The sequence below is a fragment of the Rhizobium sp. BG4 genome (assembly GCF_016864575.1).
Taxonomy (GTDB): Bacteria; Pseudomonadota; Alphaproteobacteria; order Rhizobiales; family Rhizobiaceae; genus Rhizobium.
On record NZ_CP044126.1, the window covers coordinates 1,306,348 to 1,332,780 of the forward strand.

The 26,433-nt window shown below is 63.0% G+C and carries 16 protein-coding genes and 1 riboswitch; of the genes, 9 read left to right on the forward strand and 7 right to left on the reverse strand.

What is annotated here, in order from left to right; all coding sequences use genetic code 11:
- The first annotated feature begins 4 nt into the window (after positions 1 to 4).
- Entirely contained in the window at positions 5 to 1,801 is a 1,797-nt protein-coding gene (locus F2982_RS26190) for a diguanylate cyclase (RefSeq protein WP_203430432.1), read from the forward strand.
- A 2-nt stretch (positions 1,802 to 1,803) separates the two neighbouring features.
- Here the strand turns inward: F2982_RS26190 and F2982_RS26195 are convergent, their stop codons facing one another.
- Complete coding sequence (locus tag F2982_RS26195) at positions 1,804 to 2,937, reverse strand: TadE/TadG family type IV pilus assembly protein (protein ID WP_246777604.1); 1,134 nt, start codon at positions 2,935 to 2,937, stop codon at positions 1,804 to 1,806.
- A 244-nt stretch (positions 2,938 to 3,181) separates the two neighbouring features.
- Here F2982_RS26195 and F2982_RS26200 point away from each other — a divergent pair, with 244 nt between their 5' ends.
- Complete coding sequence (locus F2982_RS26200; RefSeq protein ID WP_203430434.1) at positions 3,182 to 3,958, forward strand: DUF1194 domain-containing protein; 777 nt, start codon at positions 3,182 to 3,184, stop codon at positions 3,956 to 3,958.
- On the opposite strand, the gene F2982_RS26205 is transcribed toward F2982_RS26200, so the two are convergent.
- The 5 genes from F2982_RS26205 to F2982_RS26225 all read right to left on the reverse strand — a co-directional run bounded on the left by F2982_RS26205 (position 3,955) and on the right by F2982_RS26225 (position 17,165).
- Positions 3,955 to 4,227, reverse strand: a complete 273-nt coding sequence (locus F2982_RS26205) for a hypothetical protein (RefSeq protein ID WP_203430435.1) — start codon at positions 4,225 to 4,227, stop codon at positions 3,955 to 3,957. The genes F2982_RS26200 and F2982_RS26205 overlap by 4 nt on opposite strands.
- 157 nt (positions 4,228 to 4,384) lie before the next feature.
- Positions 4,385 to 5,671, reverse strand: coding sequence for an HlyD family type I secretion periplasmic adaptor subunit (locus tag F2982_RS26210; RefSeq protein ID WP_246777605.1), 1,287 nt, complete (start codon positions 5,669 to 5,671; stop codon positions 4,385 to 4,387).
- A 30-nt stretch (positions 5,672 to 5,701) separates the two neighbouring features.
- The gene (locus F2982_RS26215) at positions 5,702 to 8,308 is read right to left on the reverse strand and encodes a cadherin-like domain-containing protein (RefSeq protein WP_203430437.1); all 2,607 of its coding nucleotides are present in this window, start codon (positions 8,306 to 8,308) and stop codon (positions 5,702 to 5,704) included.
- 10 nt (positions 8,309 to 8,318) lie between these two features.
- Positions 8,319 to 10,052 carry a type I secretion system permease/ATPase gene (locus F2982_RS26220; RefSeq protein ID WP_203430438.1) on the reverse strand — a complete coding sequence of 578 codons (1,734 nt, stop codon included), beginning with the start codon at positions 10,050 to 10,052 and terminating at the stop codon, positions 8,319 to 8,321.
- A gap of 69 nt (positions 10,053 to 10,121) precedes the next feature.
- Complete coding sequence (locus tag F2982_RS26225; protein WP_203430439.1) at positions 10,122 to 17,165, reverse strand: peroxidase family protein; 7,044 nt, start codon at positions 17,163 to 17,165, stop codon at positions 10,122 to 10,124.
- 410 nt (positions 17,166 to 17,575) lie between these two features.
- Here F2982_RS26225 and F2982_RS26230 point away from each other — a divergent pair, with 410 nt between their 5' ends.
- Positions 17,576 to 19,018 carry an ATP-binding protein gene (locus tag F2982_RS26230; RefSeq protein ID WP_246777606.1) on the forward strand — a complete coding sequence of 481 codons (1,443 nt, stop codon included), beginning with the start codon at positions 17,576 to 17,578 and terminating at the stop codon, positions 19,016 to 19,018.
- Between the two features lie 154 nt (positions 19,019 to 19,172).
- Complete coding sequence (locus F2982_RS26235; protein ID WP_203430440.1) at positions 19,173 to 19,847, forward strand: response regulator transcription factor; 675 nt, start codon at positions 19,173 to 19,175, stop codon at positions 19,845 to 19,847.
- 9 nt (positions 19,848 to 19,856) lie between these two features.
- Here the strand turns inward: F2982_RS26235 and F2982_RS26240 are convergent, their stop codons facing one another.
- On the reverse strand, positions 19,857 to 20,861 hold the full coding sequence (locus F2982_RS26240; protein ID WP_246777607.1) for a helix-turn-helix domain-containing protein: 1,005 nt from the start codon (positions 20,859 to 20,861) through the stop codon (positions 19,857 to 19,859).
- Positions 20,862 to 20,981: 120 nt separating this feature from the next.
- Between F2982_RS26240 and F2982_RS26245 the strand changes: the two genes are divergently transcribed.
- From F2982_RS26245 to nrdE, 5 genes are all read left to right on the forward strand, one after another.
- Positions 20,982 to 21,965, forward strand: coding sequence for an alpha/beta hydrolase (locus tag F2982_RS26245; protein ID WP_203430442.1), 984 nt, complete (start codon positions 20,982 to 20,984; stop codon positions 21,963 to 21,965).
- 69 nt (positions 21,966 to 22,034) lie between these two features.
- The gene (locus tag F2982_RS26250) at positions 22,035 to 22,892 is read left to right on the forward strand and encodes an MBL fold metallo-hydrolase (protein ID WP_203430443.1); all 858 of its coding nucleotides are present in this window, start codon (positions 22,035 to 22,037) and stop codon (positions 22,890 to 22,892) included.
- Between the two features lie 130 nt (positions 22,893 to 23,022).
- A riboswitch (cobalamin riboswitch) is annotated at positions 23,023 to 23,247 on the forward strand.
- A gap of 253 nt (positions 23,248 to 23,500) precedes the next feature.
- On the forward strand, positions 23,501 to 23,722 hold the full coding sequence (gene nrdH, locus F2982_RS26255) for a glutaredoxin-like protein NrdH (protein WP_109462202.1): 222 nt from the start codon (positions 23,501 to 23,503) through the stop codon (positions 23,720 to 23,722).
- Between the two features lie 12 nt (positions 23,723 to 23,734).
- Positions 23,735 to 24,145 carry a class Ib ribonucleoside-diphosphate reductase assembly flavoprotein NrdI gene (nrdI, locus tag F2982_RS26260; protein ID WP_112718572.1) on the forward strand — a complete coding sequence of 137 codons (411 nt, stop codon included), beginning with the start codon at positions 23,735 to 23,737 and terminating at the stop codon, positions 24,143 to 24,145.
- On the forward strand, positions 24,115 to 26,274 hold the full coding sequence (gene nrdE, locus F2982_RS26265; protein ID WP_112718570.1) for a class 1b ribonucleoside-diphosphate reductase subunit alpha: 2,160 nt from the start codon (positions 24,115 to 24,117) through the stop codon (positions 26,272 to 26,274). Before nrdI ends, nrdE begins: the two co-directional genes overlap by 31 nt.
- Positions 26,275 to 26,433: the final 159 nt, after the last annotated feature.

Consider the following 26,433-nt stretch of genomic DNA (forward strand, 5'->3'; position numbering starts at 1 on the left):
CGACATGCGGATTAGCACGATCACCAACTGGGCTTACGGCGTGACGGTCGGTCTGACGCTGCTGTCAGGCGGTGCCTTCATCCTGTCGGCGCGCAGCGCCGATCACGAGCGGCAGGCGGTCGTCGAAAGCCAGGCGCTGGACGAGCTTTCCGAGCGGCTGACGATGGCGGCCGAGCAGACCAGCGAGGATGCGCGTCTCTTTGTGATGCGCGGCGAAGACCGCCATCTCCAGGCGTTCCGTGGCGACGAGAATGGCGAGCGCGATCGCGAGCAAGCGCTGAAATCCTTCAAGGCCGCCGCTCTGCTGCAGCAGGAAATGGCCCTGATCCAGGAGATCGAGCAGGATGGCGAAGCGCTCGATGCGATCGAGGAGCGCGCGGTAACCGCCTATACGAATGGCGATCAGGAAGGCGCGCGCCAGACGCTTTTCGGCGCCGAACACGAGCGGGTGCAGAGCGATCTCCTGACCAGCGTTCGCCAGCTGACTGACCTCATCGCCACCCGCACCAATGATGCTCTCACTGACGCCAAGCAATGGAGCGACTTCTGGGGTGCGGTGGCCAAAAGCCTCCTGGGCCTTACGGCGGCGGTTTTCCTCGGCGTGCTCTATTTCGTGCTGCGGCGGCGTGTGGCCATGCCGCTGATGCGCATGACCGGGATCGTCAACCGGCTGGCGCGGCAGGATTACGCCGTCGAGGTCTTGACCGATAACCGGCGCGATGAGATCGGCGAGATGAACGACGCCATCCAGATTTTTCGCGATAATGGGCTGGAGCGCGAGCGGCTGGATGCCGAGCGCCGGGCCGACCAGCGCACCAAGGATCTCATCCTGCAGATGATGCACCGCCTGCAGGCCTGCCAGCGGCAGGAGGAGCTCGCCGAGGTCGTCTCGCTCTTTGCGCCGCAGATTTTCCCCGACTTCGCCGGTCATCTCTATGTCATGAACGACAGCCGCACGGCGCTGAGTTCGATCGGCAGTTGGCGCGAACCGCGCCGTGCTGGTCCAGTCCTGACGTCGGCGGAATGCTGGGCGCTGCGGCGCGGCCGTCCGCATGTCAGCGATGCCGCTGCCGGCGATATTCCTTGCCAGCATTTGGAACATGCAGACGAGATGGGCATTTGCGTCCCGCTCTCGGCGCAGGGCGATACGGTCGGCTTGCTCTATTTCGAAGGCGCTTCGGACAGTCAGGCAATTGCCTCGGCGCGTCTCTATTTCGAGCTGATCGCCGAGAATATCGGCCTCGGCGTGGCCAATCTGCAGCTGCGCGACCGGCTGATGGGTCTCGCGATCCGCGATGGGCTCACAGGCCTTCTGAACCGCCGGTCGCTGGATGACGCGCTGAACCGGATCGCCAGAGACGAACAGGGCGATGTGATCGCCATGATGGTGGATATCGATCACTTCAAGCGCTTCAACGACGAATTCGGCCATGACGCGGGCGACGAGGTGATGCGCCGCGTCTCCGCGATCCTGTCGGAGACGGTGGGCGAGGCGGGCACGGTCTATCGCTTCGGTGGCGAGGAGTTCGCGATCCTGCTTGAAGGTGGTGCCGAAGGCAGCGCGCTCGATCTCGCCGAGAAACTGCGCACGCTGATTGCGGCAACGCCGGTCACCTATCACGGCCGTCTGCTCGGCGCCGTGACGATCTCCCTCGGCGCAGCCTCGACGACGGCCGACATGCCTTCGGCGGATGTGCTCCTGCGCGCCGATGCAGCGCTGCTGAGCGCCAAGGCCAAGGGACGCAACAGGGCGGTGGCCGACTGGGTCGAACGGTCCTCGACCGACCGGCGGCGTGCGTAGGGCTAGTTGGTCAGGCGGCTGACGGATTTGGTCGCCGTTTGGGCAATCGAGGCGAAGGCCGCCACGAGGCCATCCATGGTTTCCGGTTCATAGTAGTTTGCCGTCGTCGAGGCGCAATATTTCAGCAGGCTCTTGCCGTTTTCGGGCGCCATGAAGGCAACGGTGTAGATCACGATCCCATTCGCCTTGGCCGTCGCGCATTCGTTGCGGACGGACTGGTCCAGCGCCTTGTTCGGCAGGTTGGAATTGCCGGTCATGTCACCATCGGTCATCAGGATGATGACCCGGTCGGAATTGGCATTGCCCTTCTTCATCTGCTCGACGCTCTCGGTGTCGGTGCCGTAAGAGTTCTTCTTGATGGCGGTATCGGCCGTGTTGACCGCGGCGGTAGCATCCGTGCCGCCAGTGGGCGACATGGTCATGTTCGTCACGTATTTGCGCGACTCCACCGTTCCCCAGCTGACAGCGGATTGTCCCTTGATGCCGTTGGTGTAGGAGATCACCCCGGTTCTGACGAATTTCGACGCTGAATCGGATTTGTCCAGCGCGTCGAACAGCGCCGCCGCCGCTTGCTTCAGAGCCTCAATCTTGGTGACGTAGATGGTCTCGTAGGCGAGGCAGGTTCCGAGCAGAGACAGGGTGCAGCGGGTCGATTTCACCGTTGTCGTGTTCTGCGCCATCGAGCCGGATTCATCGACGACCACCTCCATCGAAAGGCCGTTCTTCGTGCTGCCGGAGCCGCTGGCGGTGTTGCTGGAGGCGCTGATCGTCTTGGTGTTTCCGGCAAACACGCTCATCAGCGGCGTCAATGTCACCGTCGCCTGTGAGCTGACGGCGACGGTGAAGGACTTGGCGGTTCCATTCGCTGTCGTGGTGATCGTCGTCGTCGTGGCGTTTTTGATGGCGGCCGCAGACGTGGCGTTCACATAGTTCGCCATCTGCCCGCCGACGAAGTCTTTCGCCAACGCCTTCCCCGAGGTCTCGTCCGCCTTGCCGTCGGCAAGCGCCGTGGAAACCGCAAGAGCCGCGGCATCCGTCGCCTCCTGCAGCTGGCGTTGCGAGATGATGATATTGCCGAGATCGATCGCTAGCCCCGCGCCGCCGACGAGCACAGGCAGCACGATCGCGGTCATCATCGCGAAATTCCCGCTACGGCTGTTCTTTAGCCGCCGCATATTGTGCAGAAAGCCAGACATGGCCGCATAACGGCCTACATCGGAAATTGTGCCGAGCGACCTTTTGGGGTGATTAACACAAGGAAAACGTGTGTGGAGTGGCGATCATCTTTGAGACAATCACAATCTTTTCCGGCCGCATTGGCGGATCGGCGCATCGGACTATATCCTCCGGCAGACTCCATAGCCGGTGATTGGATTGCCGATGTTTGAGACGCTCGCGATACTCATGAGTCTTTCAGGAAACGCGCCCATGCTTGCGCAAGCCGGGTCGAACGAGGTCGACGTCAAGCTGGTGCTGGCCGTCGATACGTCCCGCTCGATGGATTTCGAGGAAGTTCGCATTCAGCGCGAAGGCTATGTCGAGGCGCTCAAGCACAAAGAATTCATCGATGCGGTGAAAGGAGGCCTGACCGGCCGGATCGCCATCAGCTATTTCGAATGGGCAGGTTATGTCGTGCCCGGCTCGGTGATCGACTGGCATGTCATCGAGAATGAGGATGATGCCCTTGCCTTTGCCAACAGGCTGGAAGAGCGGCCGCTCAATACCCAGCGCCGCACCTCGATCTCGACAGCGATCACGCAGGGTGCGACGATGATCGTCACCAGTCCTTATTCCGCCATGCGGCAGGTGATCGACGTCTCAGGCGACGGCACCAACAATGCCGGAAGCCCCGTTGCCCCGACGCGCGACAAGGCCGTGGAGGCGGGCTTGATTATCAACGGACTGGCCTTGATGCTGCGGCCCTCGGGCGCTCCCGGCGGTCTCGACAACTATTATGCCGATTGCGTCATCGGCGGTCCCGGCGCCTTCGTGCTGCCGGTCTACAAGATCGAGGATTTCGGCGTTGCCGTGCGCCGCAAGCTGGTCCTCGAAGTCAGCGGGCTGACCCCGCCGCCGGAAATCCAGAAGGCTGCCACGGCGCCGAAGAGCGATTGCATGGCCGGCGAAAAGCAGTGGCAGGAATTTTTCGACCGCTAGTGCAGGCGCCCGCCGTGATCGCTGGCCAGATCAGCGGAGGTGATCCAGACGCGGCCATCGAAGGCCACTTCGCCGCGATCGGTCTTGCCGCTGGCGATTCGTTCGATCAGCCCGAGATGCTGGCGCACCGCATCGACGCGCTGCGGACTGGCCGCCTTAAGCGCATCGTCGAGCACACAGACGGCCTGGCGCGCCGCGCCGTCGCCCATGATGATCAGCGTATGGTTTGCCTTGGCGAGTATCTTTCCGGGAAGAGTGACGAGCCGCATCTTACCACCTCAACTTAGCTTGGAAGCGCGCCTCCTGGGAGGCCTCGATAGCGGCAAGGCTGGTCCAATATAGTTAACGAAGGGTTAACGGCGCGCGGCCCGGAGCGATGGCGGTACGCTCCGGGCCGCGGCTGCCGATACGTTTCGCGGAAGCCAATCACTCCTCGCGAAACGCCCGCATCATCTGATCCGTAAAGGGTTTGGCGAGGTAGGAAAGCGCGCTGCGCTCCTCTGTCTGGACATAGACCTCGACAGGCATGCCGGGCATCAGCTTGCGCGATCCGAGCGCCAGGAGATCGGAGGGCGCGATGGTCGCGAGATAATAGGGGCGCCCGGTCGCGCGGTCGGTGGCGGTTGCCGCGGCGACCACATCGACCGTGCCGTGGAACTCCGGGGTCGTGCGCTGATTGAAGGCGGTGAAGCGCATGCGGGCGGGCTGGCCGGGAGCGATGCGGTCGATATCGGCCGGCGGCACCTGGATCTCGACGCTCATATCCTCGCTATCAGGTACGACGGACATGACGGTCGCACCGGCGCCGACAATGCCGCCGATCGTGTGGATCTGCATGTCGTAGATCAAGCCATCCACCGGCGCACGGACTTCCATGCGGGTCAGGCGGTCCCGGGCGGCGACTTCGCGTTCCCTCAGTTCAGCCACCTTGGCTTCCAGAGCGACGATCTCCGTCTGCGCCTCCTTGCGCTGGTTCTGGTCGAGCGACAGCAGCTTGATGCGGACTTCGCTGATCTCGTTCTCGGTCTCGGCCATCCGCGCCATCAGCTCGCCCTTGGCGCCTTCGTTGCGGGCCTTCTGCCGGGCGAAGTCGCGCTGCTGCGCCACCTGGATCAGCCCCTTGGCAAGAAGGTTGTCGGCCTTCTGCAGTTCCTTGTCGATGATCTCCTGCTCGGCATCGTTCGACTGCGTCTGGGCGCGATAGGCCGCCACCTGCTGTTCCAGCTGAATGATCTGCAGGCGCAGCTGTTCCTTCTGGTTGGTCAGCATGCCGAGATTTTCGCCGAACAGCTTGGTCTCGCTTTCGAGGAGCGTCGCGGGGATGTCGAGCCCGGTGAAGTCGAGCGTTCCGGCGCCGTCGCGCTCGGCTGTCAGACGCGTCATCATCGCCAGCATCTGCTGCAGCTGGCCCTGAACAATCGTCAGCTCGACGCGCGTCTGCGTCTCGTCGAGGCGGAAGAGCACCGAGCCCTTGCGCACCGCATCACCATTGCGAACCAGGATCTCGGAGACGATGCCGCCATCGCGGTGCTGGATCACCTTGACCTGTTGCGAGACGGCGACCTGCCCCTGCGCGATGACGGCACCCGAGAGCTTGGCCTGCGCCGCCCAGCCGCCGATGCCGAAGACCAGCGCGCCTGCCAGGAACGCGGACAGATAGATGCGGCCGGATATGCCGAACTGCTTCTGGGTTTCTTTCTTTGCCGGTTGCATGTGCTTTCCCCTCATTGTCTTTGTTCTTGATCAGCCCTGATGCGGCGTGACGCCGTCCTGGCCGGGCTCGCGTGCTGCGAGAATGAAGTCCTGTTCCGTCAGTTCGTGGCGGCCGTAGAGAAGGATCTCGAAATCCTCGTCCCGGTCGAAATCGATGATCGCCTTGACGATCGTCCGATCGCCGCCCTCGAAATTCTCGTGATAGAGGACGATGCGGTTCGGCGCCGCCTGCGGGCCGCCGCTATCACCGCCGCCGAAGACCAGACCGCCGATGCCGGCGGCGATCTCCGAGAAATCAATCCGGTCGCCGACAGCGAAATCGCGGATTTCGTCGCGGCCATCGCCATCGTTTTCGAGTGCCGCGAGGCTGCGGAACACGAAGACATCGGCGCCATCGCCGCCCGCCAGGAAATTCAATCCGTTGCCGGCGATCAGCATATCGGCGCCGCTGCCGCCGATCGCCGCTTCGAAGCCGTCGAGCGTATCGGCACCGATATCGACACCGGTCGCGGTCCCGCGGTCGAGGTCGATGATGACGGCATGGACGGCGCCTGCGGCGCTATAGGTGTCGAAGCCGTCGCCACCCTTGTAGCTGTCGTCGCCATCGCTGCGACCGTCGCGGTCTTCGTCGGCGGCATGAACGGCGGCCAGCACGATATCGTCGCCGTCGTCGCCGGAAACCATGTCGTTGCCATCGCCACCGGTCAGCACGTCGTCGCCGTCGCGTCCCGAGAGGCGGTCGTTGCCGTCGCCGCCGACGAGGATGTTGTCGGCGGAGTTGCCGGAGAGGCGGTCGTGACCGGCGCCACCGATGACGGCTTCGAAGCCGACGATCGTATCGCGGCCGATCTCCTGGCCCTCGGCAAGTTGCGCTTCCAGATCGGCGATGACTGCCTGCACGAGCGCGGCGAGGTCCAGCGTGTCGAAACCGTCGTCGCCGCAATAGTCGTCGTCGCCATCGTCGTCGTCTTCATCATCAACGCCGGTGCGGCCGCGCACGACGACGACATCGTCGCCCTTGCCGCCGGAAATGCTGTCGTCGCCATCGAGGCCGTAGAGGACGTCGTTGCCCTCGCCGCCCGAGAGTACGTTGGCTTCGTCATTGCCGGTCAGCGTGTCGTTGCCGGAGCCCGCGAGCACGCCTTCGATCTCGGTGAGGCGGTCGCTGCCGATCTCCTCGCCTGTTGCCGTGCCCTGCGACAGATCGGCGGTGATCGCCTTGCGGGCGCTTCTGACATCATAGACGTCATGACCTTCACCGCCGGAATAGGTGTCGTTGCCGTCGCTGGAGGGGGCTGTCGCCGCACGGGTTTCTTCGCCGGCGAGCCCTGCCTTGATGACATCGTCGCCCTTGCCGGCGATCACCACGTCATTGCCGCTGCCGCCGGTCAGCGTGTCCGCGCCGTCGCCGCCGTCGAGATAGTCGTCGCCGGCTTCGCCGAGCAGGTCGTCATTGCCTTCTTCGCCGAACATGCGGTCGGCGCCGGTACCGCCGCCCAGCTGGTCGTCGCCGCGGCCTGCGATCAGGATATCGTTGCCGGCCTCGCCGAACATGCGGTCGTTGCCGTCTTCGCCGAAGAGCACGTCGTTGCCATGGCCGCCGAACAGCGTGTCGTGACCGGCGCCGCCATAGAGCGTGTCGTTGCCGTCGCCGCCGAGGATTAGATCGTTGCCCGCGCCACCATTGATGACGTCGTCGCTCTCGCGGCCGTAGATCGTGTCGTTGCCGCCGAGGCCGGCGATCAGGTCTTCGCCCGGCGTGCCGGTCAGCGTGTCGTCGCCTTCAGTGCCCTGCAATTCATGCGGCGGCGCCTTCTGCAGCCGGAAGATCGCGGCAGTGCGGATCTCGGCTGCGCCATCCGAAACGTCGTAAGTGAAGGTGACGTCGCCGACGAAGCCGCGCTGCGGCGTATAGAGCCAGACATCGGCGCCATAGGAGCGGATCTGGCCGGAGGTGACCCTGATATCGTTGATGCTCAGCGTGTCGCCATCGGGATCGTAGATATGGGCGAGCAGATCGTCGAGCAGCACCAGCGCCGACAGGTTGACGAAGCCGCTCGAGAAGATCGGCCGTCCGAAACTCATCGGCGCCCGGTTGGGATCGTCTTCTGAAGATTGGCCGCCGCCGCCATGCCCGGGAGTGCCGCGGGATGGGCGTGGCTGGAAATCGAGGCTGAGCGGCGAGCGCGGCGAGGGGAACTCGAAACCCTCGCCGGTATCGATGATGCTGCGGCGGTTGTCGTTGGCGGTGATGGTGACGACGCCGCGCTGGACGCGCTCCGGCAGTTCGGAAACGTAGAAGAGCGTGGTGCGGAAGCTCAGGCGCACCGCGGGCTGCTGCTCGGTCTCGACAGGGTATTCCTCGCTGGCGAGCTGCTGCAGGAAGGCCGTGACATCCTCGATGACTTCGTAATCGTCGCGCGCTGCCGGGCCTTCTTCCTTCTCGCGGCTTTCCGTCTGCTGGTTCTTCGCCTCCGGCTCGGCCTTGCCGAACATCATGGCGAGGGCGGAGAAGGCGGTCAGCGGTACGAAGAATTTGCGCGCGCTGCGCTTCTCCTCTTCCTTTTCCCGATACTTGTTGATCGGGGCGATCGCTGCCTGCGCATCCGGCAGGCCAAGGGTGAGCTTCTCCTCCATGATGCCCTCCCTATTCCGCCGCAGTGGTGCGCGCCGGCCGTTCGGCGAACGACTTCTCGACGGCGATCGGCCGGGCCTTCGGCTGCAGCAGCGTTTCCTTCGGACCGAAGGAGACGAGCTTGCCGTTCTGCAGCAGGCCGACCATGTCGACCGCCTGCAGCGCACTCGGGCGGTGGGCGATGATGACGACGATGCCGCCGCGGCGCCGGACCGAGAGAATGGCCGTCGTCAACGCCTCTTCGCCTTCGGCGTCGAGATTGGAATTCGGCTCGTCGAGCACCACCAGGAAGGGCTCGCCGTAGAGCGCGCGGGCAAGCGCCACGCGCTGGCGCTGACCGGCGGAAAGCGCGGTGCCGTTCGGGCCGAGTTCGGTCTGGTAGCCTTCGCGCAGGTGGACGATCATGTCGTGGATGCCGGCCGCCTTGGCTGCCAGGATGATCTTGCGGGGATCCGGCTCTTCGGCAAAACGACAGATGTTGTCGGATACCGTGCCGTCCATCAGCGCCACGTCCTGCGGCAGGTAGCCGACGTGATCGCGGAAGAAATCGGTGTTCCACTGGCCGAGATCGGCGCCGTCGACACGGACCGAGCCGCGCAGCGCCGGCCAGATGCCGAGCAGGCTCTTGACCAGCGTCGTCTTGCCGCCGCCGCTGGGGCCGATAAGGCCGAGCGCCTGGCCGGCCTTCAGCTCGAAGCTGACTTCGCTGAGCAACACGGCGCCGGTGCTCGGAGCAACCGTCGTCAAGCCCTCGATCTTCAGGCTTTCCTTCGGTTCGGGAAGCGGTATGAACTCGTCCTTGCCGTTCAGCACGGCCAACGTTTCCTGGATGCGGTGATAGCTGCGGCGGGCCGAGACGACGCTCTTCCACTGCGCGATTGCCAGATCGACGGGAGCAAGCGCGCGGCTGGTGACGATCGAGGCGGCGACGATGGCGCCGGCCGAGAGTTCGCCGCCGATCGCCAGATAAGCGCCGAGACCGAGGATCGCCGATTGCAGCATCATGCGCAGCACCTTGGAGAGGCCTGACAGTGTGCCGCCGATATCCGAGGTTTTGGTCTGGTGCTCGAGGTGGTAGCGGTTGGCGCGCTCGAAACGGTCGACCGCACGCTGCGTCATGCCCATGGCATGCAGGACTTCGCTGTTGCGGGTATTGGAGTCGAGAACGGCATTGCGGGTGACGGCCGCCTTGATCATCGTCTGTGCATGGCGCCGCGTCAGCACTTCGGCGAGGATCGTCAGGCCGGCGAGAACCGCCGCACCGCCAAGCGTCAGCATGCCGAGTACCGGATGCAGCAGCCAGACGAAGACGAGGTAGATCGGGATCCACGGCAGGTCGAAGAGGGCGATCGGGCCCTGGCCGCCGAGGAAGCTGCGCAGCGTATCGACATCGCGGCCGCGCTCGGCGGCTTCGGCGGTCGAATAGCCGTAGCGCGGCATCTCGACGACGACCTGGTGCGTCAGCGGCGCCAGCGTCGTATCCATCCGGGCGCCGAGGCGCACGAGGATCTGCGAGCGCAGGATGTCGAAGACACCCTGGAAGAGATAGAGGCCGATCGCCAGGACCGAGAGGGCGATCAGGGTGGAGATGCTGCCGCTGGCGAGCGCCCGGTCGTAGATCTGCAGCATGTAGAAGGCGCCTGTCAGCGCCAGGATGTTGATGAGCCCGGACAGGCCGAACAGATAGGTCATGATGCCGCGTGCCTTGTCGATCTTGTACTGCGGCTCTTTCTTCTTCGTTGCCATGATTTTCCCCTCCGGCAATTCATTCGGCATGCCCCATGGCCGTCAGTGGCCATGGGGCAGAGCCATCGATCAGGAGACCCCGTTGAAGTCCGATGCCTTCAGGTTATGGGTGCCCGCGATCATCAGTTCGAAGTCTTCTTCCGGATCGGCGTTGACGTTGCCGCGTAGCACCGTGAAGGCCTCGCCATCGATGGTCTCGTGGCTGACGGCGATCTGGCCTGCGGCGGTGATCGAGCCTGCCTTCAGGGCGAAGCCCTGGACACCGGCAACCGACGTGTTGGCGTCGATGGCCGAGAAGTCGATCTTGTCGCCCGGCTGGAAGCCGTAGATCTTGTCGCCGTTGGCCGCCGCCGCCGAAGTGAAGCGGAAGATGTCGTCGCCGGCCCCGCCATCGATGACATTTGCGGCAAGCGACGCGATGATCGTGTCGTGGCCGGATCCGCCGATGAAGTTCTCGAAGCCGTAGATCGTATCCGTCCCGGTGCTCGATCCCGCGACGCTGCCTCTGCCCATGAAGCCGTTGCCTAGATCGACCGTGAGGTTGGTGGTGGCCGCTGCATAGTCGAGCGTGTCGTTGCCCTCTCCGCCCCAGTAGGTATCGGAGCCGTCGTTGAGCTTGGCGAGGATCAGGTCGTTGCCGGCACCCGCCCATACCTGGTCGTCGCCTGCGCCGCCTTCGATGACGTCGTCGCCATCGTCGCCGTAGAGCCGGTCGGCACCCGCGTCGCCGAAGATATGGTCGGCATCGGCGCCGCCATGGATCTCGTCGTCGCCGTCGCCGCCCGAGGTGACATCGGCACCCGCGCCGCCGGTGATGAGGTCGTTGCCGCCTTCACCGCGAAGGATGTCGCTGCCGGCCTCGCCGACAAGGATGTCGTTGCCGTCGCCGGCAAGGATGATGTCGGCTGCGGCTGCACCCAGCAGGGCTTCGCCGGCACCAGTGCCGATCAGCGTGCGGGGCGTGGCCGGAGCCGTGCCTTCGCCGCCGGACGGCTGCTCACCGTTGTCGTCGTCATCACCGTCATCGCTACCTTCCTGCTCTTCTTCCTCCTCCTCTTCGTGATCGTCGTCACCGGGATCAACCGGCGGTACTGACCCTTCAGGGGCGACGAAGGTGATCGAGCTGCCGTCACGGGTCATGACCGTGCGTCCCTCGTCATCGACAGTCGTTTCGAAGTCTGCGGCGGTGAGACCGTCCGGCAGTTCGATGACATCCTGCGGACGCAGCGTGCCGACGATCGTGTCGTTGCCGCCGTTCGAGCGGAAGACGATACGGTGGGCGGACTGCAGCGCCGAGATATCGATGACGTCGTCGCCATCGGTGCCATCGATGGTGATGGTGTTCAGCGCCAGACTGGTCTGCGAGAAGTCGCCGATGACGGTGATCGTGTCGCCGCCGGTCACACCGCCAGTCGGCGTGCCGTCGTCGAGCGTGATGTTGCCGACGGTGATCTCCTCGATGTTGTCGAGCTCGGCGATGACAGAGGCGTTGTCGGTACCGTTGCGGGTGATGACGATTTCGGTTGTCGCCATCAGCCCGGTGATGCCGGCAAGCTCGGCGGCCTGCCGCGTATAGATGCGGAAGGTCTCGTTGCCGCCCTGGCCGGTGCGGCCGTTGAGGTCGAACGTATCGGTACCGGCGCCGCCATCGACGATGTCGCGGCCGTCTGTTGCGCCGTTGTTATTGGCGTTCCAGACGATGGTGTCGTTGCCGCCACCGGCGAGGATAATGTCGTTGCCGGTGCCGCCGTCGAACGTGTCGCCGGAGTTGTCGCCGATCAGGATATTGTTACCGGTCGTGCCGCTGACATCGTTGGTGTCGCGGGTGACCGATACCGTTGCCGTATCGGTCGCCGCACCGTCGTTCACCGTGTAGGTGAAGTTGCGCTGCTGCGCAGTCGTGTGAGTGACGGTGATGTCGCCTGTCGGACCGACCGCGACGCCGAAGCTCGTCTGGTTCTCGGTAGCGCCTGTGATGTTGAGGACGCTGTCGACATCGGTATCGTTGGCGAGCAGCGCCCATTCCGGAATGACGAATGTCCCGGTTTCAACGTTGGTGATGACGCTGTCGTCACCGGCGACAGGCAGGTCGTTGACTGCCGTTACCGAGATCGTCGCGGTCGATGGACTGCTGTCCATCAGGCCGTCATTGACGGTGACGGTGATTACACGTGGCACGGTTCCCGGCTGGTCGGAACTATTGCCGTAAGAGATCGCCTGGATCGCCGCCTGGTAGGCCGCAAGTGTTGCAGTTCCCGTCAGCGTGATCGCGATCTGGCCGGCGACCGATGTGTCTGTCTGGGCCGTGATGCCAGCCGGAAGCGTGCCTGCGGTCAGCAGGTCGCCATTCTGGGCGTTGGTCAGGACGATCCGTGCGGAGACGATCTGGCCGTCTTCGTCGGTGATCGCCGGACCGGAGGCGATGGCGATCGGGTCGCCATTCTCCACAAAGGTCGCCGCGTAGTTCGTCGAGGGTACGGCTGCCGGGCGAGTGAACTCGATTGCGACATTGTCGATATTGACCATATCGTTATTGCCGAGTGCGGTTGACGTGAAGCGAATGATCGCGCCCGCCGTAAAAGGGCCGGTCAGATCGATGCTCCGCTGGTCACTGTTGGTGGCAGAGTTGATGGTATCGACCTGGATGAAGTTGACGCCATTGGCGGCAAACCAGACCGTGACGCTGTCGTTCGCGTCGAGGCCGCTCTCGTCCACATCGTAGGTGAGGCGGGCCGACGTTGCGCCTGCAAGGTTGGCGACACGCTGGACGGTGGCACCGTTGCCATCCTCATCGAAGCGGAGCTCGCCGCCGGTGACAAAGACATCCCCGCCAGTGGCGCCGCCGGTATCGCTGCTCTCGGTCCACGGTGCGGTCCAAGGCGTAGTGCCATCGGAGCCGGTGTAGCTAGACGGTGCGAAGTCGTCGAGATACTGGCCGCGATCGAGCGTGTAGAGCTGGAGCTGCGGAGGGCTGAGCGAATATTCGCCGTCGGCGAAGCGCAGCTTTTCGATATTGAAGAGGCGGTCTGTGCCGTCCGAAACCGGGTTCGTGGCCGTCTCCTCGTCGGGATCGACTGCAGCGTCATCGAAGCCCGTGTGAGCGACAGTGATGCTGCCATCCGCATTCTGCGTGATCGTGTAGTTGGCGCGGACGTCGGTATAGACAGCCGTGTCGATATCGCCTTCCTCGTTGCCGTCGATGATCTCGCGAACGATCTCCAGCTGGCTCGGGTTCAGCGTGCGGTCGAACATCAGGTCGCTCAGCGACCGTCCGCCGAACAGTGTTGCGCCGTTGGCGGCGTAGACGCCCTTGCTCAGGCCGTCGGACGAGCCGATCTCGTTGCCGTTGAGGTCGTTGATGCGGATGCGGACGTTGAGCCAGCGGTCGCCGTCGATGATGTCGTCGCCGGCAAGGCCGGTGATCACGTCGTTGCCGCCGCCGCCAAGCAGGATGTCGGAGGCATCGGCCGTATCCATCACGATCGTCTCGGTGACGCCGTTGACGGTGACGGTTGTGCGGGCACGGTGGGCGACGAGCGCCGAGAGGCCGTTGATCAAGCTGAGGTTCTTTTCGAGCAGCGCGTTCGAATAGCTTTCGAGCGGGCTGCCGGTGCCGGGGATCGCTGCGGTGTTCTGCAGTTCCGCCCGGGCATTGGTCGGGGCGACGCGGCCGGTGAGCACATCGTCGTGGACCCAGCCCGAGAGACCTTCGACGAGGTCGAAGCGGTCGCGTAGAATGAACGCTTCCTGGGTGGCGAAGAGCGGGATGCCGAGATCGGAATTGGCCGCGGTGTCGTCGCCCTTGTGGATCGCCCAGTCGAAGCCGGCCATGCCGTTATTGCGCTGGATGCCATCGCCCTGGAACATGATGTCGTCGCCGGATTCGGCGTCGTAGTCGGTGTCGCTGCCGTCGCCGTTCAGAACGTCGTGGCCGATGATCGAGGAGTTGAAGAACAGCTCGGAGTTTTCACCGGAGAGCGTGTCGAAACGCCCGCCGCCTTCGATCCAGTCGTTGCCTTCGTTGCCCATCAGGAAGTCGCCGCCGTCACCGCCGCGGATGAAGTCGTCGCCGAGGCCGCCGAGCACGTGCTTGCCGTCTGGGCCGGCAATGATGAAGTCCTTGCCGTCGTTGCCGAAGATCAGCGCCAGGCCGCTGCCGCCATGGATGACGTCGTTGCCGCCCTCGCCATGCAGGAAGTCGGCCGCGCCGATATCGGTGCCGGCATTGGTGATGATGTCGTCGCCTTCGCCACCGTGGACGTGGTCGACGCCGTAGCCGGCTTCTAGTGTGTCGTTGCCGCCATAGCCCCAGATCGTGTCGTCGCCTTCGCCGGCGATGATCGTATCGTCTTCTTCGGTGCCGCCCATGACGACGTGGTCGCCGCCGTGATAGGCCATGTAGTCGAGGTCGCCGTCACCATCGGTGTCGCGGCGCACGACCAGCGGGGTGAGGGCCTGCAGGATCGGATCGGTGAAGATCGGGTCATCGCCGACCTGTTTGCTCTCATCCATTTCAAGCGTGTAGTCGGGTGTCGAGAAGATGTCGCCCGGCAGAGAGGTGGAGCCCGCGCCGAGATCGGTGTTGCGCATGATGATCTTGCTCAGCGAGTTGTTTTCCAGCTCGTTGAGAAGGTTCAGGCCCTGGACACGCGAGAGATAGTAGAAGCGGTCGGATTCCTGCAGGTTTTCCATCTGCAGTTCGAAGACGAAGGAGAAGGTGGAGCCCAGCATGCCGCCGAAGTCCATCTTCTTCTCGGCAAGGCCGCCGATCCAGAGGTCGATGTCGTTCAGGCCGGTCTCGGCATTCGCCCAGGCGCCGGTCGAGTTCAGGAAGTCGAGGCGGTCGGACGGTGCGCCTGCCGTGCCGAGCACGATGGAGGCTGCCGCGGCGCGCTTGGCGTCGAGCGACGTTGCGCCGGTGATCGAGGAATGCGTGCCGTAGGCGGCGATGAAATTGACGATCGAGGCGGTGTTCTGCAGGTTCAGCGCAAAGTCCGTCCAGCTGACATAGGGCTTCAGCTGCGTATCCTGGCCGGCGGCCTGATAGAACTGCGCACGCGCCTCGTTGAGCGTCGGCAGGCCGACGTCGCGGCCGCGGGCGATGTTGAGGGCTGCAAGGTCGAGCGGGATGCCGACCAGCTGGTTGCGCAGCACGTCGGTGACGAATTCATCGATCTCGTTGCCGCCCTGGCGGGTCATGCCGCGGATGATCGCGCCGGCTGCCTGGTCGTGATCGATCAGTACGTCGCCGTTGGCATCGACCTCGCCGAGTTCGAGCGGGTTCAGGAAGCCGTCGAAGAGCGTGATGTTGTCGAAGCTGAAGGTGCCGTCGGGATTTTCGACGAGACGGTCGATATCCTGGTTCAGCATCGAGTGACCGAAGCGGTAAACCGCGTGGGCGAATTCGGCAAAGATCGCCGGGTTGATATCGGTCGACGGTTCGAAGAGGAAGGCGTCGATATCCGGCTGCATCTTGCGGCCGAATTCTTCGAAGACCAGATGCTGATACTGCATTTCGGTCGTGAAGCGGCCGGCCTGGAAGAGGCGCTCGCCGTTCCAGACAAGGCCTTCGAGCTCGGCTTCGGTGGTCGGCAATGTGGTGATCGGCTCAAGGAGCCACTGGTTGATGAAGACCAGATCAGCGCTGTCGAGGACCACCTGCTTCGTCTGCTCGACGACGCTGTTGTGTTCCGAATGGAAGATGTGGTGGATCGAGGTGAGGCCGATATTCTCGTTACCGCGGCCGTCGCCGGTGATGTAGTGGGCGTCGAGCAGCTCGTCGTCATAGGCGGTCTGCTGGCCGCGGGTGTTGAAGCCACCGGAATAACCGACGGCATCGTCGCCATCGGCCTGCAGCACGCCACCGGCGATGACCGGCACTGCGGCATGGGCGATATCGTCGAGGAAGGCATGGCCGATGCGAACGGCGCCGGCTGTGCTGACCGGGGCGCCCGGCGTGCCGGAGACGACGATGTCGTCAGCCGTGTTCGGGATGCCGTCGGCGCCAATGCCGGTGATGACCTGTGCGAAGCCGTTGGCATCGGGGATGAAGCGGCCATAGGGATCGGTGCGCAGCAGCGGAATGTTGGTGACATCGGCATCCGTCAGCTCGATGCCGAGCATCTCGCGGGCCTGTTCCTTGATGTCGGCCCAGGTCGGCAGGCCGCGGGCGCCGTCGAGCAGGTTGCCGGTCGCGACCGGCTTGCCTTCGTGCATGACATATTCGCGCAGGAAGACCTGATGCGAGGCATGCGAGGTATAGGTCTGGTTCTGGTCGACCCAGGGGGTCGTGGTGTTGGCGGCGACTTCGCCGTCGGCGTCGCGGCTGGCGCGGGTCAGAACCATGAAATTGGTATGCGGCGATGCCGGATTGTAAAGCGGGTCGTCCGGCGACAGCGGGATATAGACCGTGCCGGCGCCGCCCTTGGCCACGAGATCGAGGCCGTGGTCGAAGAACTGGCCGAACAGTGTGAACATCGAATTGTAAGGTGCGGAGTCGCCGATATCGGGCGAGACGTTTTCGAAGGTGTAGACGTAGACCGGCGTGCCGGCCGCAGCGAGAACGGTGCCGTCGGGACCGATCACGTCATTCGCATGGACGACGGCGGCGCCGTTGGCGTCCTGCATCGGCGCGCGGGTCGCCGTCTTGCCCTCGGCGAGCATGGCGTCATAGACCATGATCGCGGCCGGGTTATTGCTGGTCTGATCGACGATCAGGTTGGAGATGATGCGCGGATCGGCATCGACGACGGTGCCCGGGCCGACGGCGCTGGGAGTTCCCGGCGTATAGTTGCCGTTGGTGAGGACCGATCCCGGACCGAATGCCAGCGTGTCATCGTTCTCGTTGAGGTAGTTCGGCTGCACCAGCGGCGTGAACGGCTGGTCGGCTGCGCCCCAGGTTTCCTTGCCGTCGAGCAGATTATTGTAGCTGCCGTCGACTGTCCTGAGACCGTAAGGCAGGAGATGTGCCTGCGGCGCACCGGTGCCGGTCGCGCCGGCGGCTTCGCCGGCTTCGGCGACGAGTGCTGCGAGGTCGCCACCGGCCGCATGCTGTTCGGCGATGGCGATCTGCTTCAGGATGAATTCGAGGTCGTGTCTTACAAGCGTTACCATTTTCCCCTCCGTCGGCGCGCTGTCCCGGCGCCTGGTTTTTCGCAAACTTGTCCTGTCCGCCGGATCGCGCTGCGAAGCCGGCGGGGTTGAATTGCCCCTGATGTTTCAAGAAGCCCGCCTTGCACGGCTGGCTTGGGATGATGCGATCTTGCGGAAAATTGCCGGGGTTTTGAACGGCGCATGGTCGGACGATGTTTTCGATGTTCGTCCACCGGCGGAGCAGGTCTTCGGTCCTTATTACTCCGGGAGCAAAGTCCTATGATGAATTGGCCTTTGGTCTGATAGAATCGGCCTGCACCTATAGTATAAAAATGGTCCTTTCTTTCGCGCCGCAATACTGCGACGATAGAGGCCTGATCGGCATTGGGGGACGTTTTGCCGAGTGAATACTTTGGGGTGGGGATATTAACGTGCATGAAGAGGTGAAGGAGCCAGCGCAGCAGCGCTCGCCGCTGTTCACGCATGTGATCGCCTGGGTGACGCACCGGACGCTTTCGACGCAGTTTCTGATTGCGAGCGGGCTTGTCATCCTGATCGCCACGCTCTCGGCTGGCTATCTGACGACGCGGCTGGTGTCCGACAAGGCGCTGAACAGCAAGGCGGGGACGACAGCACTTCTGGTGCAGAGCCTGACGGAGGCGGAGGTCCAGGCGCTGGCGCTCTCGAAGGTTCTTCCGGCGGCCAGCATTACGCTGCTCGATTCATTGTTCGACGGCCCGGATTTCAAGGCGCGGTTTCCGCATATCGAGATATGGGCACCCGACGGTACCGTCGCTTACTCGCGGACCAAGCAGATGATCGGCCATCGGTTCAGTTTTCCGGAGGGCCTGAAGCGCGCCCTCAAAGGTGATATCGTTGCCGTCTATGCGGACCTTCATGCCGATGAGCATACATTCCGCAACATCGACACCCAGTATCTTGAGATATACAGCCCGCTGCACGACCAAGCCTCGGGGAGAATTATCGGTGTCGCCGAGATACACGAGGATCCGAGTGGCTTCGCCGGCGAAGTCGCGCGCCTGCGGATCGTCACCTGGACGACCGTCGCGCTGTTTTCCTTCGTTGTCATGCTCGGCCTGTTCCTGATCGTCAGGCGCGGCAGCCGGACGATTGAGACCCAGCGCCATGCGCTGAGCCATCGCGCCGAGGAGGCGGAGCTTGCCTCGAAGGAGCTGATGGAGCTGCGCGATACGGCGCGGCGGGCCTCGATGGAGCTCGCCAACATGAATGAGACCTTCATCCGCCGCATCGGCGCCGATCTGCATGATGGTCCCGTTCAGCTGATGACGCTCGCCATCCTGCAGCTCGACGAGCTGCGGGACCTGACCCGCAAGGATGAGCGCGACAGGGCTCTCGACGCGACGAACAAGGCGCTGGGGGAAGCGCTCATCGAAACGCGCGCGGTGACGAAGTCGCTGCTCCTGCCGGAGATCCTGCATCTCTGGGCCAAGGATGTGGTGGCCGAAGCGATCAAGCAGCACGAGGCGCGCACGCGAACCAAGGTCGCCTTCACCTCAAGCGGCACGAATGCCGATCTGCCCCCGGCGCTGAAGACGTGCATCTACCGCTTCGTGCAGGAGGGGCTCAACAATGCCTACCGACATGCCGGCGCCAACGGTCAGCGTGTCCGATGTCGGATCGACATGCCGGTCATCTCGATTTCGGTCGAGGATGACGGTCTGCCTCCGGGGACGCTGCCGCTTGCGGCGCGCGAAGGGGGAATGGGCCTTTACGGCCTTCGCCAGCGCATCGAAAGCTTCGGCGGGTCGCTGACCATCGGCAAGCGCCCGGATGGCGGCATGGTGCTGGCGATGACGCTGGAACTGCAGCAGGCGGATGCCGCCGCCCATTGAGCCGGAACTAGCCGAATTGATAGGTAGCTATAAGCATAGATGTGGCATAGACACAAATACGATGAAGTTAACCAAGCATTAAAATCCAGCTTTATGTTTTGCTCTGATTACATTAGAGCTGTTGGATAGAAAGACGAGGGGGTTATTCGTCATCATGTCTATCTCGGTCGCGTTCGTAGATGATCATCCAATATTACTGGATGGACTGGTTAATCTTTACTCCGCTAAGGATGACCTCCGGGTCACGGCGCGCGGGGAGAATGCCATCGACGCCCTGAAGATCGTCGAGGAGCATCGTCCCGATGTCCTCGTCACCGATCTCAGCATGCCGGGCGACACGCTGGCGGCGCTTGAGCTGATCCAGAAGAACTACGAAGGCACCAAGGTCGTGGTCTTCACGGCGACCGCCAATATCGACACGGCGATCCAGGTTCTCAATCTCGGCGTCTGCGGCTATGTGCTGAAGGGCAGCACGGCACGCGATCTCTACGAGGCGATCAAGACCGTCCATGACGGCAGCACTTTCATCACGCCGGGCTTTGCCACCAAGGTCATCCTGTCGATGAAGACGGCGGAAATCCGCCGCAAGGCGCAGATGCAGAAGCGGCTCAGCGCCCGCGAGGAGCAGATCGTCAACTACCTGCTGCAGGGCAAGACCAACCGCGAAATCGCCAGCATGCTCGATATCAGCGAGAAGACCGTCAAGCACTACATGACGCTGCTGATGCAGAAACTCGACGCCCGCAATCGCGTCGAAGTCGTGCTCGCGGCGCAGAAGCTGCAGGCGCCGGTCGAGACCAGCGCTCCGTCCTCGATGCTTCTCTCCTGAGCTGAGAAACTAGGCCGGCAATGCTGCCGGCTGGCCGCGGCCGAGCGAGAAGCGGATGCGGTATTCGGCCGGCGAAAGGCCGAGAATCTTCCTGAAAACCTTCCGGTATGTCTTCGGATCCTCGTAGCCGCTTTGCCAGGCCACCTGCTCGATCGTCATATGCGACCGCTCCAGCAACTCGCGGGACTTGGCGATCCGCAGGCGCTGGCAGTATTCGGTCGGATTGATGCCCGTCGCCTTCTGGAAGCGGCGCAGGAAGGTGCGCTCGCCAAGCCCGGCGCGCTCGGCCATGGCAAGCAGCGTCAATCCTTTCACGTTCGTCCCATGTAGCCAGTGCTGGATCTTCAGGATCACGGTGTCGCCATGATCGAGCTTCGGCGAGAAGGTGGCGTAGTAGCTCTGCTCGCGGGCGCCGGGATCAACCAGCATGAAGCGCGCGGTCGCCAGCATGACGCTCGAGCCCATCAGCCGGTCTACGAGTTTCAGCCCGAGATTGATCCAGGCCATCATGCCGCCGGCAGTCATGATATCGCCCTCGTCGATGATCAGCTTGTCGGTATTGACGCCGACATCGCCGTAGCGACTGGCGATTAGCTCCTGATGCGACCAGTGGGTGGTGATCGTGCGGCCGGAGGCGAGCCCGGTTTCTGCGAGCAGATAGGCGCCGCCGCAGACCGAGCAAATCGTCGTACCCTCGGCGTGGCGGGCGCGGATCCAGCCGGGAAGGCCGCCCATGCGGCGGCCGACCGGCAGGTCGTTCAGCGTTGGCGGCAAGATCAGCGCCATCAGCTTCTCGCCGGTGCCGGGCTGGCTTTCGAACATCTTGCGGACGGAACCATCCTCCTGCAGGTGCCAGTGGCTGACGCGCACCTGCGGCGCGGTCTCGCTGTGCTCGGCCGCCTGCATGCCGGCCACCTGGAACATGTCGGTCAGACCATAGATCGCCGACATCAGGGCACCCGGATAAATGACGATGCCGATATCCACCGGCGCGTCCAAAGCCGCTTTTGTCAATTCCGCCCCCATCGTTGTCAGCTTCGCCCGTCGAGAGCCTAGGCCCGCGGGTCTATCAAATCAACCAGCGCACCGGACAGGACGCGACGAGATCTGAGAGACCAACCGGAGGACAGGACAATGGCACAGGCAACCGCAGCAACCGCAATGATTTCCCGCAGAAACATGCTGGCCGGCGCATTCGGCGCAGCAGCGACGGCAACCGCACTTTCCACCATCGCAACCCCAGCCAAGGCCGAAACGAAGGCCAACCAGAGCAACGAAGGAACACGGACCATGGGCAGCAGGATCATCACCCGCGACGGCGTCGAGATCTATTACAAGGACTGGGGCAAGGGCCAGACGGTCATCCTCAGCCACGGCTGGCCGCTTTCGGCCGACAGCTGGGAAGCGCAGGCCTTCCATCTCGCCAATAACGGCTTCCGCGTCATCACCCATGACCGCCGCGGTCACGGCCGGTCCAGCCAGCCGTGGGACGGCAACGACATGGACCACTATGCCGATGACCTCTCCGATCTCATCGGGCAGCTCGATCTCAAGGAGATCATCCTGATCGGCTTTTCGACCGGCGGCGGCGAGATCAGCCGCTATATCGGGCGCCATGGCACAGGCCGCGTCGCCAAGGCCGGCCTCATCTCCGCCGTGCCGCCGCTGATGGTCAAAACAGACAAGAACCCGGGCGGCCTGCCGAAGGAAGTTTTCGACGGCATCCAGGCAGCGAGCCTCAAGGATCGTTCGCAGCTCTACAAGGATATCGCCGGCGGCCCGTTCTTCGGCTTCAACCGTCCGGGTGCCAAGGCTTCGCAGGGCATGATCGACAGCTTCTGGATGCAGGGCATGATGGGCGGCCACAAGAACACCTACGACAGCGTCGTCGCCTTCTCGCAGACCGATTTTACCGAGGATCTGAAGAAGTTCGACGTGCCGACGCTGATCGTGCATGGAGACGACGACCAGATCGTGCCGATCGATGCCGCCGGGCGTACTTCCAAGACGCTCATCCCGCACGCGATCCTCAAGGTTTATCCCGGTGCGCCGCATGGCCTGACGGATACCCACAAGGATCAGCTGAACGCTGATCTTCTCGAATTCGCCCGTTCGTAACCCCTGTCGCGGGCGGCGCCATCGATCCCGGCGCCGCCCTGCCTTACACCGAAACCGGAGGATGTTCAGATGACCCGCATGACCGAAACCAAGCCCTACAGCTTCGAACATGGTGCATTCGACATAACCGTCTTCAGCGATGGTTTCATCATGCTGCCGGACCAGATCATTCTGCCGGATACGCCGGCGGAGGATCGCCCCGCCATCCTCGGCCGTATCGGCGGCGATGCGACGGCCGCTCCTTTCCAGGTCAACATTCCGCTGATCCGGTCCGGCAAGGATTTGATCCTCGTCGACAACGGATCGGGCACGCGCTTTCAGGATACCGCGGGCCGCCTCGTAGGAAATCTGAAGGCCGCCGGCATCGACCCTGAAGCGATCACCAAGGTGATCTTCACCCATGTTCATCCCGATCACTCCGGCGCCACGGTCAATTCCGACGGAACGCTGCTCTATCCGAATGCCGACTACTATGTCAGCGAAGCGGAATGGGCCTTCTGGACGGACAAGGATTTCGAGATCCACATGCCCGAAGCGCTTCACGGCTTTGCCCGTGGCGCCCAGCGTGATCTGAACGCCGTCAGGGATCGCCTGACGCTGGTAAAGCCCGGCGACGAGATCGTCTCCGGCATGCAGGCGGTCAGCACGCGCGGGCATACGCCCGGCCATATCTCGCTCGAGCTTCGCGGCCGCGACAATCTGCTGATCACCGGCGATGCGGCAACCAGCAATGTCGTCTTCTTCGAGCACCCGGACTGGCACTTCGGCTTCGACACCGAGCCGGAGATCGCGCTCGCAAACCGCAAGATGGTGCTCGACCGCGCCGCCGGCGAGAAGCTCAAGCTGCTCGGCTACCACTGGGCCTATCCCGGTGTCGGCTATGCCGAGCGGCAGGGCACCGCATATCGATTTTCGGCTGCGGATTGATCGCGGGAGGGGAGTGGGCGGCCTTGATACAAAGGCTGCGTTTACTCCCCATTCACCATGTTCGCCGGATTTCCCCACTTTCCTCAGTGCTGTTGGCAAACAAATTATTGACGCTGATTTTGACTCGCGTACTATATCTAGTGTTCGAGGTTCTCGCGATTCGTAGGGATCGTGGGCTAAGACGGGAATTCGGTGAGACCCGCTGCAAGGCGGGACAATGCCGGAGCTGCCCCCGCAACTGTAAGCGGCGAGCATCTGTCCCATTTCGGGTCACTGGGTCATGAAGACCCGGGAAGGCCGGGATGAATGTGATGATCCGCAAGCCAGGAGACCTGCCTTGAGCGAAAAACGTCCACGGGCGGGGTGTCCGGCTGGCGAGCGATGAGGTGAGCGCATGATGCGGCTCTTCGCTTCCTCCGGTGTGTCCTGCATGAGCCACTTCGGGGTGAAGTCTTATGTCTTTGAGTTTCAGATCATACCGGCGCGAATGACGGGCTGCTGACGCCCGGCAATCGGCAACGGCTGCCTTCCATTTCGATCTTCCCAAGCGCGGACATCGGCGGATGTCCGAGCGATATCCCATGCCTTCCAGTCACGAGGTTTTCACAATGAGCATCACCGTCTACAGCAAGCCCGCCTGCGTCCAATGCACCGCGACCACCCGCGCCCTCGACCGCCAGGGCATCGACTACACGATCATCGACGTTTCCACCGATAGCGCTGCCTACGAGCTGGTACAGGGTCTTGGCTACCGCCAGGTGCCCGTCGTCATCGCCGGCGAGCAGCATTGGGCGGGCTTCCGCCCTGACATGATCAGCGCGCTCGCCTGATCGGCTGCCGCGATGGGCGAGATCGTCTATTTTTCCAGCCGGTCGGAGAACACCCATCGTTTCGTCGAGAAGCTCGGCCTTCCCGCGCAGCGCATCCCCATTACCGGCGAGACCCTGCAGGCAGGGTCGCCCTATGTGCTTGTCGTCCCGACCTATAGCGGCGAGGGCGGCAAGGGGGCCGTTCCCAAACAGGTGATCCGTTTCTTGAACGATGCGGCAAACCGTTCGAACCTTCGCGGCGTGATCGCTGCGGGCAACAGCAACTTCGGCGAGACCTACGGGCTCGCCGGCGACATCATCTCGCGCAAATGCCAGGTGCCGTACCTCTACAGGTTCGAGCTTCTCGGCACGGCCGACGACGTCGCCAATGTCAAACACGGATTGGAACGATTTTGGACACGGCAGTTCTCGAGCGCCCCTTGAAGGCGCAGGCCGCTGATGCCGCGTTGGATTATCACGCGCTGAACGCGATGCTGAACCTCTATGACGGCGAGGGGAAGATCCAGCTGGACAAGGACCGGCAGGCGGCCAAGCAATATTTCCTGCAGCACGTCAACCAGAACACCGTCTTCTTCCATAACCTCCGGGAGAAGCTCGATTATCTGGTGACCGAGGGCTATTACGAGCAGGAGGTGCTTGACCAGTATTCGTTCAATTTCGTCCGCGATCTCTTCGATCACGCCTATGCCAAGAAATTCCGGTTTCCGACCTTCCTCGGCGCCTTCAAATACTACACCAGCTACACGCTGAAGACCTTCGACGGGAAGCGCTATCTGGAGCGCTACGAAGACCGTATCTGCATGGTGGCGCTGGCGCTGGCGCGCGGCAACGAGGCGCTCGCCCGCGATATGGTCGACGAGATCATTTCCGGGCGCTTCCAGCCGGCGACGCCGACCTTCCTCAATGCCGGCAAGAAGCAGCGCGGCGAGCTCGTCTCCTGCTTCCTGATGCGGGTCGAGGACAATATGGAATCGATCGGCCGCTCGATCAATTCGGCGCTGCAGCTTTCCAAGCGCGGCGGCGGCGTGGCGCTGTCGCTGACCAACATCCGCGAGGCCGGTGCGCCGATCAAGCATATCGAGAACCAGTCGTCGGGCATCATTCCGGTGATGAAGCTCCTGGAAGACGCATTCTCGTACGCCAACCAGCTCGGCGCGCGGCAGGGGGCCGGTGCGGTCTATCTGAATGCGCATCACCCCGATATCATGCGCTTCCTCGATACCAAGCGCGAAAATGCCGACGAGAAGATCCGCATCAAGACGCTGTCGCTCGGCGTCGTCATCCCCGACATCACCTTCGAGCTCGCCAAGAACAACGAGGACATGTACCTGTTCTCGCCCTATGACGTGGAACGCGTCTACGGCGTGCCCTTCACCGAGATCTCGGTCAGCGAAAAGTATCGCGAGATGGTGGCCGACAGCCGCATCCGCAAGAAGAAGATCAAGGCACGCGACTTCTTCCAGGTGATCGCCGAAATCCAGTTCGAGAGCGGCTATCCCTACATCATGTTCGAGGACACGGTGAACAAGGCGAACCCGATCGCCGGGCGCATCACCATGAGCAATCTCTGCTCGGAGATCCTGCAGGTCAGCGAGGCCAGCGAATATAACGACGACCTGTCCTACAAGCATATGGGCAAGGACATCTCCTGCAATCTCGGCTCTCTGAATATCGCGGCAGCGATGGATTCGGCCGATTTCGGCAAGACGATCGAGACGTCGATCCGGGCGCTGACGGCGGTTTCCGACATGAGCCATATCTCCTCGGTCCCGTCGATCGAGAAGGGCAATGACGAAAGCCACGCCATCGGTCTCGGACAGATGAACCTGCATGGCTATCTCGCCCGCGAGCGGATCCACTACGGCTCCGAAGCGGGCGTCGATTTCACCAACATGTATTTCTACACGGTGACCTATCACGCCATTCGTGCGTCGAACCGGCTGGCGGTCGAGCGTGGCCAGAGCTTCAAGGGTTTCGAGAATTCGAAATATGCGTCCGGCGAATATTTCGACAAATACACCGAGCAGGAATGGAAACCGGCTACACAGACGGTTGCCGACCTGTTCACAAATGCCGGTATCGAAATCCCCACGCAGGAAGACTGGCTGGCGCTGAAGGAAGCGGTCATGTCTGGTGGTCTCTATAACCAGAACCTGCAGGCCGTGCCGCCGACGGGGTCGATCTCTTACATCAACCACTCGACCTCCTCGATCCACCCGATCGTCTCGAAGATCGAGATCCGCAAGGAAGGCAAGATCGGCCGCGTCTATTACCCGGCCGCCTTCATGACCAACGACAATCTCGACTACTACCAGGATGCCTACGAGATCGGGCCGGAGAAGATCATCGACACCTATGCGGCGGCTACCCAGCACGTCGACCAGGGCCTGTCGCTGACGCTGTTCTTCCGGGATACCGCGACGACCCGCGACATCAACAAGGCGCAGATCTACGCCTGGAAGAAGGGCATCAAGACCATCTACTACATCCGCCTTCGCCAGATGGCGCTGGAGGGCACGCAGGTGGAGGGGTGTGTGTCGTGCACGCTGTGATCCCTCAGCTTTAATGTTCTGAGCAAGCGGCCCCCTCACCCTAGCCCTCTCCCCGGGGGAGAGGGGGATGTTGAGCGAGACGCCGCCGCGGTATCCCTTCTCCCCTCGGGGAGAAGGTGCCGGCAGGCGGATGAGGGGGCTACAGATGAATTCCTTCCA